General features: G+C 68.9%; 16 protein-coding genes. 5 read left to right on the forward strand and 11 right to left on the reverse strand.

The genetic code is table 11. The annotated features are described in order from the left end of the window. Window positions 1–52: 52 nt before the first annotated feature. The 4 genes from EV380_RS09905 to EV380_RS09920 form a co-directional block, all read right to left on the reverse strand. Window positions 53–856, reverse strand: coding sequence for an ABC transporter permease (locus tag EV380_RS09905; protein ID WP_130451015.1), 804 nt, complete (start codon window positions 854–856; stop codon window positions 53–55). A gap of 8 nt (window positions 857–864) precedes the next feature. Then, on the reverse strand, window positions 865–1,773 hold the full coding sequence (locus EV380_RS09910) for an ABC transporter permease (protein WP_102159062.1): 909 nt from the start codon (window positions 1,771–1,773) through the stop codon (window positions 865–867). A gap of 90 nt (window positions 1,774–1,863) precedes the next feature. Further along, the gene (locus tag EV380_RS09915; RefSeq protein ID WP_130451016.1) at window positions 1,864–3,063 is read right to left on the reverse strand and encodes an extracellular solute-binding protein; all 1,200 of its coding nucleotides are present in this window, start codon (window positions 3,061–3,063) and stop codon (window positions 1,864–1,866) included. A gap of 53 nt (window positions 3,064–3,116) precedes the next feature. Beyond that, on the reverse strand, window positions 3,117–4,187 hold the full coding sequence (locus EV380_RS09920) for an ABC transporter ATP-binding protein (protein WP_130451017.1): 1,071 nt from the start codon (window positions 4,185–4,187) through the stop codon (window positions 3,117–3,119). Between the two features lie 187 nt (window positions 4,188–4,374). On the opposite strand from EV380_RS09920, the gene EV380_RS09925 reads away from it, so the two are divergent. After that, the gene (locus tag EV380_RS09925; RefSeq protein ID WP_130451018.1) at window positions 4,375–5,115 is read left to right on the forward strand and encodes a FadR/GntR family transcriptional regulator; all 741 of its coding nucleotides are present in this window, start codon (window positions 4,375–4,377) and stop codon (window positions 5,113–5,115) included. 59 nt (window positions 5,116–5,174) lie between these two features. Beyond that, window positions 5,175–5,885 (forward strand): cache domain-containing protein, encoded by a 711-nt coding sequence (locus tag EV380_RS09930; protein ID WP_130451019.1) that lies wholly within the window; start codon window positions 5,175–5,177, stop codon window positions 5,883–5,885. Between the two features lie 36 nt (window positions 5,886–5,921). On the opposite strand, the gene EV380_RS09935 is transcribed toward EV380_RS09930, so the two are convergent. From EV380_RS09935 to dnaK, 5 genes are all read right to left on the reverse strand, one after another. Beyond that, a complete protein-coding gene (locus EV380_RS09935) occupies window positions 5,922–6,503 on the reverse strand; it encodes an AMIN-like domain-containing (lipo)protein (protein WP_130451020.1) in 582 nt (193 codons plus the stop codon). Window positions 6,504–6,604: 101 nt separating this feature from the next. Continuing rightward, complete coding sequence (locus EV380_RS09940) at window positions 6,605–7,045, reverse strand: heat shock protein transcriptional repressor HspR (RefSeq protein ID WP_130451021.1); 441 nt, start codon at window positions 7,043–7,045, stop codon at window positions 6,605–6,607. A 9-nt stretch (window positions 7,046–7,054) separates the two neighbouring features. Beyond that, on the reverse strand, window positions 7,055–8,038 hold the full coding sequence (locus EV380_RS09945; protein ID WP_130451022.1) for a DnaJ C-terminal domain-containing protein: 984 nt from the start codon (window positions 8,036–8,038) through the stop codon (window positions 7,055–7,057). A gap of 134 nt (window positions 8,039–8,172) precedes the next feature. Further along, window positions 8,173–8,832: a nucleotide exchange factor GrpE gene (locus EV380_RS09950; RefSeq protein WP_130451023.1), complete on the reverse strand. Its 660-nt coding sequence runs from the start codon at window positions 8,830–8,832 to the stop codon at window positions 8,173–8,175. A 14-nt stretch (window positions 8,833–8,846) separates the two neighbouring features. After that, window positions 8,847–10,697 carry a molecular chaperone DnaK gene (gene dnaK / locus EV380_RS09955; protein ID WP_130451024.1) on the reverse strand — a complete coding sequence of 617 codons (1,851 nt, stop codon included), beginning with the start codon at window positions 10,695–10,697 and terminating at the stop codon, window positions 8,847–8,849. Between the two features lie 338 nt (window positions 10,698–11,035). On the opposite strand from dnaK, the gene EV380_RS09960 reads away from it, so the two are divergent. Continuing rightward, window positions 11,036–12,022: a trypsin-like serine peptidase gene (locus EV380_RS09960; protein ID WP_130451025.1), complete on the forward strand. Its 987-nt coding sequence runs from the start codon at window positions 11,036–11,038 to the stop codon at window positions 12,020–12,022. Between the two features lie 68 nt (window positions 12,023–12,090). Here the strand turns inward: EV380_RS09960 and EV380_RS09965 are convergent, their stop codons facing one another. Next, complete coding sequence (locus EV380_RS09965) at window positions 12,091–14,295, reverse strand: MMPL family transporter (protein ID WP_242607573.1); 2,205 nt, start codon at window positions 14,293–14,295, stop codon at window positions 12,091–12,093. Between the two features lie 133 nt (window positions 14,296–14,428). On the opposite strand from EV380_RS09965, the gene EV380_RS09970 reads away from it, so the two are divergent. Beyond that, a complete protein-coding gene (locus EV380_RS09970) occupies window positions 14,429–14,929 on the forward strand; it encodes a MarR family winged helix-turn-helix transcriptional regulator (RefSeq protein WP_165391932.1) in 501 nt (166 codons plus the stop codon). A 113-nt stretch (window positions 14,930–15,042) separates the two neighbouring features. On the opposite strand, the gene EV380_RS09975 is transcribed toward EV380_RS09970, so the two are convergent. Further along, window positions 15,043–16,551, reverse strand: coding sequence for a DEAD/DEAH box helicase (locus EV380_RS09975; RefSeq protein ID WP_130451027.1), 1,509 nt, complete (start codon window positions 16,549–16,551; stop codon window positions 15,043–15,045). A 274-nt stretch (window positions 16,552–16,825) separates the two neighbouring features. Here EV380_RS09975 and EV380_RS09980 point away from each other — a divergent pair, with 274 nt between their 5' ends. Further along, window positions 16,826–17,449, forward strand: a complete 624-nt coding sequence (locus tag EV380_RS09980; protein WP_102160025.1) for a LysE family transporter — start codon at window positions 16,826–16,828, stop codon at window positions 17,447–17,449. The last annotated feature ends 4 nt before the right edge of the window (window positions 17,450–17,453 follow it).

Here is a 17,453-nt window from a genome sequence, read left to right on the forward strand (position 1 = left end):
CCACCCACACGACGGTCATCGTCTCTCACCCGTCGCCGGTGGGCGGCAGGCCTCACTTGCGGTCGTCGCCGGTCAGCCGCTGGCTCAGGTAGACGGGGATCATCGACACGAGGATCAACACCGCGGCGATGACGTTGACCACCGGAGCCTGGTTCGGCCGGGCCATGTTGTTGAAGATCCACACGGGCAAGGTTTCCGTGCCGGGGGGCGCGGTGAACGTCGTCACGACGATCTCGTCGAAGCTCAGGGCGAACGCCAGCAGCCCGCCGGCCACGATCGCCGACCGGAACCCAGGGAAGGTCACGTGCCAGAACGTCTGCCACGACGTGGCGCCCATGTCCATGGCCGCCTCCTCGAGATTCATGTTCATCCGCGAGAGCCGGGCCTGCACGTTGTTGAAGACCATGACGACGCAGAACGTCGCGTGCCCGACGATGACGCTGAACAGCCCCAGCCCGATGCCCAGCGGGGTCAGGACCGTCTTGAACGTGTTGGACAGCGCGACACCGGTCACGATGCCGGGCAGAGCGATGGGCAGCACGACGAGCAGATTGACGGTGTTCTTGCCGAAAAAGGTGTATCGCGAGAGCGCGAACGCGATCAGCGTTCCCAGCACCAGCGCGATCGCCGTCGAGACGGCGGCGACCTTCAGCGAGGTCGCGATCGCCTCCCGCGCCCCCTCGTTGTGCCAGGCGGCCGCCCACCACTTGGTGCTCCAGTCCGCGATTGGGAAGCTGCCCGCCGTCGTCGCGTTGAAGGAGTTCGCGATGACCAGCAGCAGCGGCAGGTAGATCGCGGCCATCACCACGCCGGCCACCACGCGCAGGACGTTCTTGGACACGGGAGTGAACTGCATGGCTTCTCCTAGAAGTGGTTGAGCGCGCCGGACTTCCGGGCGAGGAACAGGTAGATGATCACGACGACGAGAGGCACCGTACTGAACGCCGCCGCCAGGGGCGGGTTGAGGTTGATGTTAGAGGCGATCACCGTGCCGATGACCTGCGTCTTCCCGCCGACGAACTGGGCGGCGATGTAGTCGCCGAGGCTCAGGGAGAAGGTGAAGATGGAGCCGGCGATGATGGCCGGCTTCAGCAGCGGCAGCGCGATATGCCAGACCGTCGCCCAGCCGCGCCCACCCAGGTCGGCCGAGGCCTCGAACAGGTTCTGCGGGATCTGCCGGAAGGCCGAGTACACGGGGACGGCCATGAAGGGGAACCACAGGTACGCCAGGGTGATCACCAGCGCGCCGAGCCCGTAGCCGGGTCCGGTCGCCCCCAGCGGCGCGAGGAGCCAGTCCAGCGGCCCGCCGTTGGTGAACGAGAGCCGCCACGAGTACACCTTCACGAGGTACCCCGCCCACAGTGGCAGGGTGATCCCGATCGCGAGGATCATCCGGACCCGGCGCGAGGCGATCTTCGCCATGTAGAGGCCCAGCGGCAGGGCCAGCGCCGCGCACAGCAGCGTCACCGCGAGCGCGATGCCGATCGTCCGCAGGGCCGTGAGCTGGTAGGCCGGCTGAGTGAGGATCTGAGTGAAGTTGTAGAGGGTGAAGGACGGGATGACCTTCGAAGTGAAGGTGTCGACCTTCCAGAACGCCGTGATGAACAGGAGGACGAGCGAGCCGATGTACAGCACGCCCAGCCAGAGCAGCGGGAAGGCCAGCAGCGCGCCGAGCCGTGCCCGCGGCCGGCTGTAGAACCAGCGCGAGAGCGCGCGGTGCGACGTGCTGGCGCCGCTGCCGGGCGCCGTCGTCGTCTGCGTCGTGTCAGTCATGGGGAGGATCTTTCTGTGGGAGGAGGAGGAGGGGTGCGACGGCCGCCGCACCCCTCCGGTCGGCCCTTCCGGCGCGGGGCGCCGGCGGGTCTAGCCCTTGACCGCGGTCCAGGCCTCGGTCCACTGCTGGTAGTTGGTGCACGTGACGTCGGTCCGGCCGTCGATGCACTGCTCGACCGGGGTCGTCCACATCCACACGTTCTCGTAGTACTCCTCGTCGGTGGCGTGGAACGTCTCGCAGTGCGCGATGTTCGCCTCGCTGCCCTCGCAGGCAAGCTCGTTCGCCGGGGCCATGCCGAAGTTCTGGGAGATCGACGCGTTGACGTCCGGCGCAGAGGCGTAGTCGATCCACTGGTAGGCGCAGTTCTGGTTCTTCGCCTCGGCGTGCACCATCCACGTGTCGGACCACCCGGTCGCGCCCTCCTGCGGCAGGACCGCCTCGACCGGGCCGCCGTCGCCCTGTGCCAGATTCACGATGACCTGCCAGCCGGTGCCCATCGACGCGGTACCAGTCGAGATCGAGGAGACTGCCTTGAGTGCGTCGTTCCAGTACTCACCGGCGATCTCGTTCTGCTTCTTCAGGAGTTCGACGGCGGCTGCCAGCTGCTCCTCGTCGAGCGCGTAGGGGTTTTCGATGCCCAGGTCGGGTTCGGTCGCCATGAGGTACACGGCCGCGTCGGCGATGAAGATCGGCGAATCGTAAGCCATGACCTGGCCGGCGAACTCGCTGTCCGCCTCCCACGTCGGCGCCCACGAGTCCGGCGCCTCGGTCACCTTCTCGGTGTTGTACATCAGCACGTTGGCGCCGCGCCCGATGGGAACTCCGTAGCTCTTGCCGTTCAGCGTGTCGTAGACCTGCCCCTTCAAGCCCTCGACGAGATTGCCGAAGTTGGGCACGAGATCGGTGTTCAGCGGTTGCACGTCACCGCCCGCGATGAGCCGCAGGGACGCGTCGCCCGAGGCGGAGACGACGTCGTACTCCCCCGTGCGCATGAGCTGGACCATCTCGTCGGATGTGGCCCCGACCTTGCGGTTGACCATGCAGCCGGTCTCCTCCTCGAAGGCCGTGACCCAGTCGGCGTCCGGGTTGGTCGTGCCGTCCTCGACGAATCCGGCCCAGGCGACGATGTTGACCTCGCCCTCGCCCTCGCCGATCTCCGTGGCCATCGGGATGTCCGGGACGGTGATGCCCCCTGTTCCGGCGTCACCGCTGTCCGATCCGCACGCGCTGAGGGTCAGGACGCCGGCGGCCAGGACGGCCAGCGGCAGGAGTGCTTTGCGGTTCTTCATGATGTTCTCCTTGATCGATGCGGGTGGTTCTCGCTGAAGGGTCCGGGTCCCGGCTACTGGCCGGAGACGGGGTAGTTGTGGCTGCGGTCCCATTCGAGGCGGACTCGTTCGCCGCGGACGGGGGCCGGCCGGGACGCGTCGTTGGGTTCGAGCGACACGATCCGGTCCCCGCCGCTGGTCGTGGCGACGAAGCGAGTGGCGGGGCCGGTGTAGACGAACTCCTCCAGCACCGCCTCGACGTGGGTCGTGCCGTCGGCCGGGACGCTGTCGACGGGGCGCAACCGGACGCGTTCGGGGCGGACACTGACGAGGTCCGCGCCGACGCCGATGGCTCGCGCCAGCTCGCCGCCGATGAGGTTGGTCGTCCCGAGGAACGTCGCGGTGAACCGGGTCGAGGGGCGCTCGTAGAGGTCCTCGGGTGTGCCGATCTGCTCCACGCGGCCCTCGTTGAAGACCGCGACGCGGTCGGAGAGCGTCAGCGCCTCCTCCTGGTCATGGGTGACGAAGACGAACGTGATGCCGACGTCGCGCTGGATCTGCTTGAGTTCGATCTGCATCTGCTCGCGCAGCTGCTTGTCGAGGGCGCCGAGCGGCTCGTCCAGGAGCAGGACCTCCGGCTCGAGCACGAGCGCCCGCGCGAGCGCGACCCGCTGCCGCTGGCCACCGGAAAGCTGCGACGGCAGCCGATCGGCCACGTGCGGCAGCCGGATCATCTCGAGCGCCTCGGCCACGCGGCGTCGTCGCTCGGGCCTCGAGACCCGGCGCAGCGTGAGCCCGTACTCGATGTTCCTGGCGACGCTCATGTGCGGGAAGAGGGCGTAGTCCTGGAAGACCGTGTTCACTGCCCGGTCGAACGGGGGCGCGTCGGTGACGTCCCGCTCCCCCAGGTGGATGGTGCCCGTCGTGGGCAGTTCGAAGCCGGCGATCAGCCGCAGGACTGTGGTCTTGCCCGAGCCGGAAGGCCCGAGCAGCGAGAAGAACTCACCCTGCCGAATCGTCAGGTCCAGTCCCTGAACGGCCGTGAAGTCGCCGAAGGTCTTGACGACATTCGTCAGGCGGATCGCCGCGCCGGCCTCGTTGACCCCGTCGGCCGCCGTGGCCCGGATCGTTTCCACTGCTGTCATCGCTGTGCCTTCCGCTGTTGGATTCCCGAGTCCTCGACACCCGTCGATGTGGCCCGGCTCACGTGATCTGGGTTAAAGATATGAACCCAGACTTTAAATGTCTAGGCTTTTGCCAGGATTTCTCGAGAACCGCCCAACATGACCGCCGCGGATGGGAAGGGCGCCGCCGATCTGCAAAGATCGACTCATGCCCCAGCCGACGACGCCGCATCACCGCCTGCGGGCGGCCGTGTTCTCACCCCTGAGCGAGAACGGCAAAGCAGATCAGGTCGAGGACCGCCTGCTGCAGGGCATCATCGCCGGCATCCTCTCCGACGGGGACCGCCTCCCCCGCGAGACCGAACTCGCCACCTCGCTCGGCGTCGCCACCGTCACGGCGCGCGAGGCGCTCGTGGGCCTGCGCGCGCGGGGCCTGCTCGCGACCCGCCGCGGGCGCGACGGCGGCAGCTTCATCACCGTCCGCCCCGAGGACCGCCTCCGGCTTGTCGCCGAACGCCTCAACCACCTCTCGCGGGTCGAGCTGCGCGACACCGCCATCCACTACAGCGCCATCGCCTCCACCGCGGCGGGCCTGGCGGCGCGTTTCGCCGACGTGAACGACGTCGCCCTCCTGCGCAGCCTGCTCGCCGGCGACTCGTGGATGCACGCGACCGGCAACTTCCTGCTCGAGCTCGCCGCCCTCAGCCAGTCGGCGCGACTGACCCGCGAATACGTCCGCCTGCACGCCGAGTTCGGCATGCTGCTCCTCGGCGCCGAACACGACCACGCGCTGGGCGCCGAGGTCCTGGGCTGCTGCGAGCGCATCGCCTCCGCCATCGAGGCGGGCGACGGCACGCAGGCCCGCGAGCTCACGGACGGATACGTCGCACAGCTGCTGGACTGGCTCATCCGCGAGCACAGCGCGCTCGCCGCACGATCGTCACCATAAGCACTCATCCACTCATCGCCCGCGAGGGCGTACCCATCGAGGTCACCGAAGGAGGCATCGTGGCAGCATCGCACCCCGCCGCGGCCGACATCACCGCGCATTTCACGCGCGTCATCGACATGCTCAAAGACTGGACCGGTCCGCTCGGCGCGCTGTTCGGCGCGTCGGACGAGCGGCGACCGACACATCAGGAGGCCGACGCCGTGATCGAGCCGCTCGCCGGCTCGGCCCTCGAAGCGCCGGGATCCGTACTCGTCGGCGCCGGCTTCATCGCCGCGGAGGACGTCTTGGCCAACGCCCGCTGGCACATGGCCTGGTGGCAGGGCGCGGCAAAGGTCCGGCTGATGTCCGTCTCGCCGGCCGAGGCCGGGGAGATCTACGTCCGGCGCGAGTGGTTCACCACTCCGCTGGAGTTGCGCCGCCCGCACATCACCGGCCCCTACGTCGACTTCCTCTGCACAGACGAGTACACGGTCACCCTCTCCGTGCCCCTGCTCGCGCCGCAACCCTACGGGATCGTCGGCGCGGACATGTTCGTCGCGCAGCTCGAGCCGACGGTCGGCCCGCTTCTCGCCAGCATCTCCCCGACCGCATCGCTGGTGAACCGCTCCGGCCGCGTGCTCGTCTCAGCCGACCCGCGCATCGCCGCGGGCACCGTCCTCACCGACACGTGGGTCCCCGGGCAGCACGACGTCGCGGCGCGCGAGGGCGGGGCCCGCGTGCAGCTCACCGGCTGCGGTGAGCTGCCGCTGGCGATTGCGGCCCGGTAGGGCGGCCACGGGCGCCAGCCCGGGGCATCGCCGGCACTACTCCTCGAAGTCGATGACGAGCCGGCCGTCGTCGTACATGACCACGGAGTACGCGCGCTGGGCGTCGAGCGAGACGAAGTAGCTGGCCGCGCCCTCGAACACGGCGGTCGTCACGGTCTGTGCAATGGCGATCCTCTGGCCGGTCCACTCGGTGTCGACGACGGCGTGACCGTGCTCGGCGCCGGCCATCCCGGGCTGCAGGCCGGTCACGTAGATCGCCAGATAGGCGTCGCCGGCCATGGTGATGTCGTGCCCGCTGCCGGGCGAGACGGGCTGATCCACGTATTCGGTGCGCCACCCGGGCAGACCGTCGCCGGAGTGGGCGAACACGATCCGGTCGTACCCGGGGTGGTCGCCGGTGCGCACGACGTCGAGCAGGAGGTGCTGCTCGTTGTCGGGTGGGCGCACGGCCGCCGGGAAACCTTTGCTCTGCCGGTCCGCGGTGTCGTAGGCGCCGGGCAGGACGGGCGCCGGTGCCGCACCGTTGTCGGGTTCCGGAGTGCCGCCGCAAGCGGCGAGGAGCAGCACGACGACGGCCGCGACGACCGCGCGGGCGGGCCTGCGGCGTGCTGTGCGCATCGCGGGCCCCTTCCCTCAGCGCTCACGGTAGTGCCGAGATCGGGCGCGGGGAAGGGGCTACGGCCGACGGGGACCGGATCGAGGCCGCATCGTGACCTGGGTCAGCGCCCGTTCTTGCGGGAGGGCTGCCAGATGACTAGCGCCTGGCTGCGTGCACGCGGACGCTGGCCGCGGGCCAGGGTGACGACGTCGCCGGCGGCGCCGGCCGCGAACACGCGGGAGAGGTCGGGGTGTCCGCGGGTCGCCAGGCGCGTCTGCTCGAGCTCGTTGCTCAGTTCGGTGACGCGCGAGCGCAGGGCCGCAACCTGGTTCTCGAGCTCGATGATGCGCTTGATGCCCTCGAGCGAGACACCGTCCTTGGACAGGCGCTGGATCTCGCGCAGGGCCTGGACATCGCGCTGGCTGTAGCGGCGATGCTTTCCCCGCTGCCGCTGAGGCCGCACGAGCCCGAGCCGGTCGTACTGGCGCAGCGTCTGCGGGTGCATGTCGGCGAGCTCGGCCGCAACCGAGATCACGAATACGGGGGAGAACTCGTCCGTCATGGCTACCTCCTACAGGGCGGCTTTGGCCGCCAGGCCGGCGCGCGGGTCGGCGTCGGCGGTCGCCTCGGCGAACGCCTTCACGGCGTCCTTCGCGGCGCTGCTGAGGTTCTGCGGCACCACCACGTCGAGCGTGACCAGCAGGTCCCCCGTCGCCTTCTTGGTCTCCACGCCACGGCCCTTGAGCCGCAGCGTGCGCCCCGAGTTCGACCCGGCGGGCACCTTCAACTTGACCGTATCACCGGTGATCGTCGGGACCTCGATCTGCCCGCCGAGCGCGGCCTCGGCGAACGAGACCGGCACATGCACACGGATGTTGTTCTCCTCGCGAGAGAAGAAGGAGTGCGGCTTGACCGAAACCTTCACCAACAGGTCGCCGTTCCCGGCCGGGCCGGCCTGGCCCTTGCCGCGCACGCGCACGCTCTGGCCGTCCTTGATGCCCGCGGGGATGCGCACCTCGATGATCTCGCCGCTCGGCTCGCGCAGGTTGACCACGGTGCCCTTGATCGATCCGCCGAAGGAGATCGACGTGTTCGCCGTGCGGTCCGCGCCCTTGCGCGGGGCCTGCTGGAAGCCGCCGCCGAAACCGCCACCGAAGAGATCGGCGAAGTCGGGCGGGACCTGCCCTCCGCCGCCGAAACCACTGCTGCGGCCTCCCCCGCCGAAGCCGCCGCCGCGACCGCCGCCGAAGAGGTCGGCAAAGACGTCGTCGTAGCCGGCGCCGCCGGCGCCCGGACCGCCCGACTGGAAGCGGGCGCCGGAGCCCATCGCGCGGATCGCGTCGTACTGCTGACGCTCCTCGGGGTCGGAGAGGACCGTGTTCGCCTCGGCGATGTCCTTGAATTTCTGCTCCGCCGCGGTGTCCCCGGGGTTGGTGTCCGGGTGGTGCTTGCGGGCGAGCTTGCGGTACGCCTTCTTGATGTCGGCGTCGGTCGCATCCTTGGAGACGCCAAGGATCGCGTAGAAGTCCTTATCGACCCAGTCCTGACTGGCCATCAGGCGCCTCCTCATTCTCTGTTCGTGTCGTTGAAACTTGGGGCGGACGGCTCTGGGGCCGCCCGCGGGGCGCGGGCGCCGCCGTCGTGCTGTACGACGGCGGCGCCACGCCCGGGTGCGTGATCCGCCGCGGGCTATTCCCCCGTGGAGACGATCACGCCGGCGGCGCGCAGGACGCGCTCGCCCTTCTTGTAGCCGACCCGCAACACCTGCGCGACGTGGTCCGCGGGGACCTCCGCGTTCGGCTGCTGCATGAGCGCCTCGTGGAAGTTCGGGTCGAATTCGGCCCCGGCCTCCTCGATGCGCTCGAGCCCGTGGCCCTCCAGGATCGTGGCGAGCTTGCGGGAGACGGCCGCGAACGGCCCGTCCTCGAGGTCGCCGTGGGCGCGGGCCGCGTCCAGGTCGTCGAGGACCGGAAGCAGCGAGCCGAGCACGGACTGCACGGCGAGCTCGCGAACCTGCTCCCGGTCGCGCTCGACGCGCTTGCGGTAGTTCACGTACTCGGCCTGCAGACGCAGCAGGTCGTTGCGGAGCTCGGCCTCGACGTCGCTCGTGGCGACCTCCTCGGCCGGCACCTCGTCCTCGACCGGCGCGTCGTCCCCGCCGGCTTCGTTGATGATGCGTTCGGCCTCGGCGAGGGCGTCGGCGCCGGCGTCCGCCGCGGCGGAGTCGTCCGACTCCGCCGCAGCGTCTTCCGTGCCGCGCGGCTGGCCCGTCTCCGGGTCGATCTTCCGCTTGTCGGTGAAGTTCACGGGCTCGTCGCCGTGCTCCTCCTCGTTACCGTGGTGCGGCATGGAATGAACCGTCCTTACTTCTTCTCGTCCTCGTCGACAACCTCGGCGTCGACGATGTCCTCGTCCTGCGCCGCGGCGTCCTCAGCACCGGCGGCGCCGGCCTCGCCTTCGGCCTGGGCCTGGGAGTAGATCGCTTCGCCGAGCTTGACCTGGGAGGCCTGGAGCTTCTCGAACGCGGCCTTGACCTCGTCGTCGTTGTCCTGGTTCTCCAGTGCAGCCTTGAGGGCGTCGACGTCGGCCTGGACCTCGGTCTTGACCTCCTCCGGCAGCTTGTCCTCGTTGTCCTTGATGAGCTTGTCGACGGAGTACGCGGACTGCTCGGCGGCGTTGCGGGTCTCGGCCGCCTCGCGGCGGGTCTTGTCCTCGGCTGCGTGCTCCTCGGCTTCCTTGACCATGCGCTCGATGTCCTCTTCGGACAGCGAGGAGCCGCCCGTGATGGTCATCGACTGCTCGGTTCCTGTGCCCTTGTCCTTGGCGGAGACGTGCACGATGCCGTTGGCGTCGATGTCGAAGGTGACCTCGATCTGCGGGACGCCGCGCGGGGCCGGGGCGACGCCGCCGAGCTCGAACGTGCCGAGCGGCTTGTTGTCGCGGGTGAACTCGCGCTCGCCCTGGAAGACCTGCACGGACACGGACGGCTGGTTGTCGTCGGCCGTGGTGAAGGTCTCGGAGCGCTTGGTCGGGATGGCCGTGTTGCGCTCGATGAGCTTGGTCATCACGCCGCCCTTGGTCTCGATGCCGAGCGAGAGCGGGGTGACGTCGATGAGCAGGACGTCCTTGCGCTCACCCTTGAGGACACCGGCCTGCAGTGCGGCGCCGACGGCGACGACCTCGTCCGGGTTCACGCCCTTGTTCGCTTCCTTGCCGGCCAGATCCTTGACCAGTTCGGCGACGGCCGGCATACGGGTCGAGCCGCCGACGAGGATGACGTGCGCGATATCGGAGACCTTGACGCCCGCCTCGGCGATGACGTCGTGGAACGGCTTCTTGGTGCGGTCCAGCAGGTCGGACGTCAGGTCCTGGAACTTGGCGCGGGAGAGGTGCTCGTCCAGGTGGACCGGGCCCTCCGGGGTCACCGAGAGGTACTGCAGGGAGATGTTGGTGCTGGTCGCGCTGGACAGCTCCTTCTTGGCCTGCTCAGCGGCCTCCTTCAGGCGCTGGAGGGCGATTTTGTCCTTCGACAGGTCGGCGCCCTTGGACTTGGCCTGCGCGAGCAGCCAGTCGACGATGCGCTGGTCCCAGTCGTCTCCGCCGAGGCGGTTGTCGCCCGCGGTCGAGCGGACCTGGATGGTCGAGAAGCCGTCCTCGTCCTTGCCCACCTCGAGCAGGGAGACGTCGAAGGTTCCGCCGCCGAGGTCGAAGACGAGGATGAGCTCGTCCTCCTGGCCCTTGTCGAGGCCGTAGGCGAGGGCGGCCGCGGTCGGCTCGTTGACGATGCGCAGCACGTTCAGGCCCGCGATCTCGCCGGCCTCCTTGGTGGCCTGGCGCTCGGCGTCGTTGAAGTAGGCCGGGACGGTCACGACGGCGTCGGTGACCTTCTCGCCCAGGTACGACTCGGCGTCGTTCTTGAGCTTCATCAGCGTGCGGGCCGAGATCTCCTGCGGCGTGTACTTCTTGTCGTCGACGTCGATCGTCCAGTCGGTGCCCATGTGGCGCTTGACGGAGGCGATCGTGCGGTCGATGTTGTTGACGGCCTGGCGCTTGGCGATGTCGCCAACCAGGACCTCGCCGCCCTTCGAGAAGGCGACGACGGACGGGGTGGTGCGGGCGCCTTCAGCGTTGGCGATAACGGTCGGCTCGCCGCCCTCGAGGACGGAGACGACCGAGTTCGTGGTGCCGAGGTCGATGCCTACTGCACGTGACATGAGGGTTCCTTCTTTCTGACGATGGATTCCTGGCGCCCTACCGACCTCGAGAAAGACCCGAAGGGAACGGTTGAGCGTTCTGTACTCAACTCTACTCAGGCACACGCAACTGTCAAACCAAGTTGAGCGCAGTTCACTCAAGTTCGGCCTTGATCGCCCGAAAGACGCGCTTCCTGCCCTGCATTTGCTTGGATCTTCAAGCAACCTGTGAAACATCTGTGTTAAATCTGAAGAAAATGTTCAACGACCCCTTTACGAATGACCTGCGTCACATTAGGTTCAGACTCGTGCCCCGGAAACACCGGGGCCGACCTCCACCGAGGAAAGGTACGAAATCCATGAAGAAGTGGAAATCAACCACGGCTCTGGCCGCGGCCGCCCTGCTCACACTGGCCGGGACCGCGGTCCCGTCGATGGCCGCACCGGACAACGCCCCGGGTCAGGCTGTCAAGAGCCACGTTGTCGAGCGCTCGGAAGCCCCGGCCGCCGGCTACTGGACGGCTGAGAAGATGCGCAACGCGATCCCGGGCGACGTGCTCGCCGAGCGCGCTATCAAGCGCGGCAACGGTGCAGACAACTCCAAGGCCGACCGCGGCGCGGAGAAGAAGATCTCCGGTGTCACCCCGAAGGCCAAGCCGGCCGGGAAGGGCGGCAAGAACAGTTCCTCGGCCGTGGAGGAGACCCCGGTCTCGCACATCGGCAAGGTGTTCTTCACGATGGGCGGGAACAACTACGTCTGCTCGGGCAACTCGATCATCTCGAGCAACGCCAACACGGTCTCCACGGCCGGCCACTGCCTCAACGAGGGCCCGGGCGCGTTCGCCACGAACTTCGTCTTCGTGCCCGCGTACGACGACGGCGCGGCACCCTACGGTCAGTGGGCGGCCGCCGAGCTTCACGCCCCGTCCGCGTGGGTCAACAACGGCGACATGACCTACGACACCGGCTTCGCCGTCGTCGCCCCGCTCAACGGCCAGGACTTGAACGACGCCGTCGGCGCCTCGGGTGTCCAGTTCAACGCCGACCGCGGCCTCGGCTACAAGGCCTACGGCTACCCGGCAGCCAACCCGTTCAACGGGCAGAACCTGTTCTCGTGCCTCGACGGGGACTCGAGCAACGACCCGTACAACCCGCAGTTCAACTCGCAGGGCATCGACTGCAACATGACCGGCGGGTCCTCGGGCGGCCCGTGGTTCATCGGCACGGGCTCGAACGGCTACCAGAACTCCGTGAACTCCTACGGCTACGGCAGCAACTCCACCACGATGTACGGCCCGTACTGGGGCTCGACCATCTACAACACCTACGCCACCGCCTCCAACTAAGGCCACGGCGTAACGCGGCGAGGGCCGTCGGCGGGATCAACCTCCCGCCGACGGCCCTCGCCGTCGTTTCACAGCGTCCGGTTCTCACTCACCGCCGGCGCGGGAGCCGGCGTCGCGCCGGAGGCCATCCGCCGCGACGGCCACCACAGCCACTTCCCGAGTTCGTGACCCAGCGCCGGGACGAGCAGCGTGCGGACCACCAGGGTGTCCAGCAGCACGCCGAAGGCCACGATGAAGCCGAGCTGGACCATGAACATGATCGGCACCACCGCCAGGGCCGCGAACGTCGCCGCGAGCACCACTCCGGCGGAAGTGATCACGCCGCCCGTGACGGCCAGGGCATGCGTCAGGCCGTCGTGCACCCCGCGGGTCAGCACTTCCTCACGGGCTCGACTCATCAGGAAGATGTTGTAGTCGACGCCGAGCGCCACGAGGAAGACGAACCCGAAGAGCGGGACCGTCGGATCGGCGCCGGGGAAGCCGAGGATCTCGTTGAAGACGAGAGCGGCGACGCCCATCGCGGTCCCGTAGGAGAGGATCGTGGTGAGCACCAGCAGGACCGGGGCGACGATCGAGCGCAGCAGCAGCATCAGGATCAGCAGAATCGCGATGAATACCAGCGGAATGATCTTCTGGACATCGGCCTGGGCCGTCGCCTGCTGGTCGAGCGCCGTCGCCGTCGGGCCACCGACGAGACCCTGCTCGTCGAGTCCGTGCACGAGCGTGCGCAACTCGATGACCGTCTCCTCGGCACGCTCCGAATCCGCCGGATGCTCGAGCGTCGCGTTGATCTGGACCCGCCCCTCGACGACCCTGGGCTCCGCGCCCGGACGGACCGGTCCGCCGTCGGCCGCTGTCACGGACGCGGAGGCCACCCCGTCGGTGTCCTCGACGCCGCGCAGGACCTCGGCTGCTGCAGACTCCGCAACGTAGATCTGGGTCGGCGACCCCGCGCCCGCATCGAAATGACGGCCCATCGCCTCCTGCCCGTTCCGCGCATCGGATTCTCCGAGTACGAGCGTGGACTCCGGTACGCCGGAAGCCTGCAGCTGAGTGACCCCCAGACATCCGACGGCGAGGACGAGCGCGGTGATGATCCAGACCGGGCGCTGCCGGCGCCGGACCCAGCGGGCGAGAACCGCCCACAGCTGGCGGCCTTCCCGTTCGGGGGCGGCCGCGCCCCCGTCGGCTGCGCGAACGCGCGGCATGACGGGCCAGAACGCCGCCCGTCCGAACAACCCCAGGAATGCGGGAAGCAGAGTCATCGCAGCGAGGACAGAGAAGACGATTCCGCTGGCCGCAATGGGGCCCAGCGCCTTGTTCGAGTTCAAGTCGGAGAACAGGAGGCACAACAGGCCGACGATCACGGTGCCCGCCGAGGCGAGGATCGGTTCGATGGACTTCCGCCACGCCTGCCGGACCGCGGCCCACCGGTCGAGGCCTCCGGTCAGAGCCTCCCGGAACCTGGCGACGACGAGCAGGCAGTAGTCCGTTGCCGCTCCGATCACCAGAATCGAGAGGATGCCCTGGCTCTGCCCGTCGATCCGGATGACGTCGACCCGCGCGAGTTCGTACACGACGACGATCGCGGCGCACAGGGCCGCCACGGCCGTCGACAGGACCGCGACCGGAAGCAGCACGGAACGGTAGACGATGAGCAGGATCACCAGGACGGCGGCCAGAGCGACCGCCAGCAGGATCCCGTCGATCCCGCCGAAGGCCTCGACGAGGTCGGCCGAGAATCCCGCCGGCCCGGTCACGAAGATCTCAGCGCCCGCGCCGAAATCACCTCGCTCCAACGCCTGCTCTCCAGCGGCTCGCAGCGAATCGACCCCGGAAGCTAGGTCGACATCGGGACTGAGCGGAACCACGAGTTGGAGGGCCAAACCGTCCTCGGACGGCAGCGGACCGACGATGTCCCCGCTCAGCACGGACGCCCCCGCGATCTCCGCGCGCTCGAGATCGCGCACGAGATCCGCCGCCGTCGAGGGGTCGACACCCTCCTGCGACTCGACGATGAGGATCGCGGGCACGGAGTCGGAATCAGCGAAGCGCTCCTGCCATTCAACGGCTTGTGTGGCCTCGGCGGAGGCGGGCAGAAAGGCCGTCCGGTCCGTGTTCTGGACGTCGCCGATCTTCCCGAACGTCGGGCCCCCGATGGCCATCACCCCGAGCCAGACGGCAACAGCCAGCACCGCCAACACCGACCTGGCCACTGCCGCGGTGGCCCCCGACGCGCGCGCCCGTCGACCGTGCTGTCCCTGATCAACCACGTTCGTCTCCCCACTGCTCCGTAGAATTTATTTCCATGATGGAAACAATATATCGACTTCTCGGCTTTCGCGAGACGATGGCTATCAGCATTGCCGATCCACTCGGCGTCGACGCCATCGACAGGACCCTCCCGTGACTCAAGAACCCGCACCCCGGCCGGAGCAGAATGCCGCGAGCGCGGCACTGCACTGGTCCGTGGCGAAGAACCTGCAGGAGGTCGCGCTGGCGTCTGAGCGCTACGTCGACGTCGCGGCCCGGTCGGGGCACGTCCATCGGACGGACCTGCATGCGCTGAACGAGATCCTGCGCAACCAGGACTCCGACGCGCCGATCACCGCTTCCGAATTGGCCGGCCGCCTCGGGCTCTCGGCCCCGGCGACGACGGCCCTCATCGATCGTCTGGTCGACCACGGTCACGTGCGCCGGGCGCGGGACAAGCGAGACGGGCGCCGGGTGGCCCTCTTCGCGACGGACGAAGCCAGGACGACCGGTGGGCGCCTGTTCCGCCCCCTCGGGGCCGCGTTGAGCACCATGTCCTCGGCCTATACGACTGACGAGCTGCGGTTGATCGACGGTTTCCTCGCCCGGGCGGCCGCGACCATTGAACGTGCGGCCGCGTCCCACACGGGATAACCCCGCCACCCAGGAGCGGTACCTGGCCGCCGCCTTCGCCAACGCGAGAAGGGGCCGCCCGCGAGACAGGAGAGTCTCGCGGGCGGCCCCTTCTCAGGTCAGGCCCTGGCTGGTCAGGCTGCGCGGCCGCGGTTGCGCGCGCGACGACGCCCTGCGCCGGCCGCCGTCGTGCTGCGCTGGCGACCGCCCTCGCCGCGGGATGCGGGCTGGCCCGCGCCGCGTGCCTCGCCCGTGCGCTGGGAGGCGCCGCGCGCCTCACCCGAGCGCTGGCCCGGCTGGCGACCCTCGTGTGCGGCGACCGGCTGGCCGGCACCGCGACCGCGGCCCCGCCCGCCGCGACGTCCGCGGGATCCACCGGTCGACGTCGAGGCCTCGGCTGCCGCGCCGCGCTCGGAGCCGGCGGCGCGTTTCGGCTGCCGGGCCGGCTGCTGGCGCACGGGCACCTCGTACTCGACGTGCGCAGCCTTGGTGCCGCGCACCTCGGCCACGGCGGCGTCCTCCGGGGACACGGTCTCGAACGGGACCTTGATGCCGGCGGCCTTGAGCAACTGGTTCACGTCGCGGCGCTGGTCCGGGGTCGCGATCGTGACGACCGTGCCGTCGGAGCCGGCGCGCGCGGTGCGGCCGGAGCGGTGCAGGTACGCCTTGTGCTCGGTAGGGGGATCGATGTGGACGACGAGCTCGACGCCGTCGACGTGCACGCCGCGGGCCGCGACGTCGGTCGCCACGAGCACGTTGGCCGTGCCGTTGGAGAACGCGGCCAGGTTGCGGTCGCGGGCGTTCTGGCTCAGGTTGCCGTGCAGGTCCACTGCGGGCACGCCGGCCTTGGACAGCCACAGGGCCATCTTCTTGGCGTGGTGCTTGGTGCGCATGAACATGATGCGGCGCCCGGTGCCGGCGGCGAGCTCGCGGACGAGCTCCTTCTTCAGGTCCGCGTCCACCATGAACACCTTGTGCTCCATCGTGTTCACGGCGGCCTGCGGCGCGTCGACCGAGTGCGTGATCGGGTTGGAGAGGTAGCGGCTCACGAGCTTGTCGACGCCGTTGTCCAGGGTGGCCGAGAACAGCATGTGCTGGATGCCGGACGGGACCTGGTCGAGGATGCGGCGGACGACGGGCAGGAAGCCCATGTCGGCCATGTGGTCGGCCTCGTCCAGGATGGAGATCTCGACGCGGGAAAGGTCGACGACCTTCTGGCCCATGAGATCGTTCAGGCGGCCCGGGCAGGCGATGAGGATGTCGACGCCGGCGTTCAGCTCCTTCTCCTGGCGAACCTGGGAGACACCGCCGAAGACGACGGCGGTGCGGAGCTTGGCAGCCTCGGCCAGCGGGATCACCGTGCGGGAGATCTGCGTGGCGAGCTCGCGGGTCGGGGCCATGATCAGGGCGCGCGGGAAACGCGCGCGGCGCGGACGGTCCTCGGCTGCGAGCCGAGCAACGAGCGGAAGAGCGAACGCGAGCGTCTTGCCGGAGCCGGTCTGGCCGCGGCCGAGCACGTCGCGGCCGGCGAGCGTGGAGGGCAGCGTGGCCTTCTGGATCGGGAACGCCTCGGTGATGCCCTGTGCGGACAGAACGGAGGAGAGGAACCCGGGCACGCCGAGGGAGGAGAAAGTTTCAGTCATCAAAGTGCTTTCGGTAGGCGGACCGTAGAGGCCCGCAGTGGATCGCCGAAGAACACTGAAGTCTTTAGGAGCGCGCAGCTGGGGCGCGTTGCAAAGAAAGCAGAATTATCGACGCATGGCGTGTCGACGCCGGCGCGGTCATCGCGCTCGGACACTTCCCGCCGATCGTCGGCGGGGACAGCCACAATCATCCTAGTCTACCAGCGGTCCCGCCCGCTCCGGTCCAGAGGGTCGGGAATAGCGGTCCGGGCGGCGCAGCCCCTAGCATCTTCAGGTGACCTTCTCCGTGTGGCTCTCCCTGCTGGGCGCCTGCCTCCTCATCAGCTTCACCCCCGGGGCCGGAGCCATCAACACGATGACCAATGCGATCAACGCCGGCTTCCGCCGCTCCTTCTGGGGCATCCTCGGCCAGCAGGCGGCCCTGCTGATGCACGTGCTCGTGGTCGCGGCCGGCGTCGGACTGCTCGTGGCCGGCTCCCCGGTCGCGTTCAACATCGTGCGCTACGGCGGCGCCGCCTATCTCGTGTACCTGGGCGTGCGCCTGCTGCTGACCAAACCCGTGCCGGACACCGCTCCCGTGGACCAGCGCGGCGCCGAGCCGGCCGCCTCGATGTTCCGCCGCGGCCTGCTGGTGAACCTGCTCAACCCGAAGGCCATCATCTTCTTCCTCGCCTTCACCCCGCAGTTCATCCGGCCGGATTTCCCCGTCATCCCCCAGTACCTGGCGTTCATCGGCACGGTCGTCGCCGTCGACGTCCTGGTCATGTGGTTCTTCTTCGCCGCCGCCGCGAAATCCTTCCGCCGCTTCACCCGGGGCGCCCGCGGTGCGCGCATCATGAACCTGACGTTCGGGGTGCTCTTTATCTTCGTCGCGGTCCTGCTCGCCTTCACCCACTGACAGC

The sequence above is a fragment of the Zhihengliuella halotolerans genome (genome assembly GCF_004217565.1).
Lineage (GTDB): Bacteria > Actinomycetota > Actinomycetes > Actinomycetales > Micrococcaceae > Zhihengliuella > Zhihengliuella halotolerans.

Bases quoted from the DNA above. Each gene is read 5' to 3' on its own strand.
- EV380_RS09925 (WP_130451018.1), top strand. From the start codon at position 4,375: ATGCCCCAGCCGACGACGCCGCATCACCGCCTGCGGGCGGCCGTGTTC.
- EV380_RS09940 (WP_130451021.1), bottom strand. From the start codon at position 7,045: ATGACGGACGAGTTCTCCCCCGTATTCGTGATCTCGGTTGCGGCCGAG.
- EV380_RS09935 (WP_130451020.1), bottom strand. From the start codon at position 6,503: ATGCGCACAGCACGCCGCAGGCCCGCCCGCGCGGTCGTCGCGGCCGTC.
- EV380_RS09905 (WP_130451015.1), bottom strand. From the start codon at position 856: ATGCAGTTCACTCCCGTGTCCAAGAACGTCCTGCGCGTGGTGGCCGGC.
- EV380_RS09920 (WP_130451017.1), bottom strand. From the start codon at position 4,187: ATGACAGCAGTGGAAACGATCCGGGCCACGGCGGCCGACGGGGTCAAC.
- EV380_RS09910 (WP_102159062.1), bottom strand. From the start codon at position 1,773: ATGACTGACACGACGCAGACGACGACGGCGCCCGGCAGCGGCGCCAGC.
- EV380_RS09915 (WP_130451016.1), bottom strand. From the start codon at position 3,063: ATGAAGAACCGCAAAGCACTCCTGCCGCTGGCCGTCCTGGCCGCCGGC.
- dnaK (WP_130451024.1), bottom strand. From the start codon at position 10,697: ATGTCACGTGCAGTAGGCATCGACCTCGGCACCACGAACTCGGTCGTC.
- EV380_RS09975 (WP_130451027.1), bottom strand. From the start codon at position 16,551: ATGACTGAAACTTTCTCCTCCCTCGGCGTGCCCGGGTTCCTCTCCTCC.
- EV380_RS09945 (WP_130451022.1), bottom strand. From the start codon at position 8,038: ATGGCCAGTCAGGACTGGGTCGATAAGGACTTCTACGCGATCCTTGGC.
- EV380_RS09960 (WP_130451025.1), top strand. From the start codon at position 11,036: ATGAAGAAGTGGAAATCAACCACGGCTCTGGCCGCGGCCGCCCTGCTC.
- EV380_RS09950 (WP_130451023.1), bottom strand. From the start codon at position 8,832: ATGCCGCACCACGGTAACGAGGAGGAGCACGGCGACGAGCCCGTGAAC.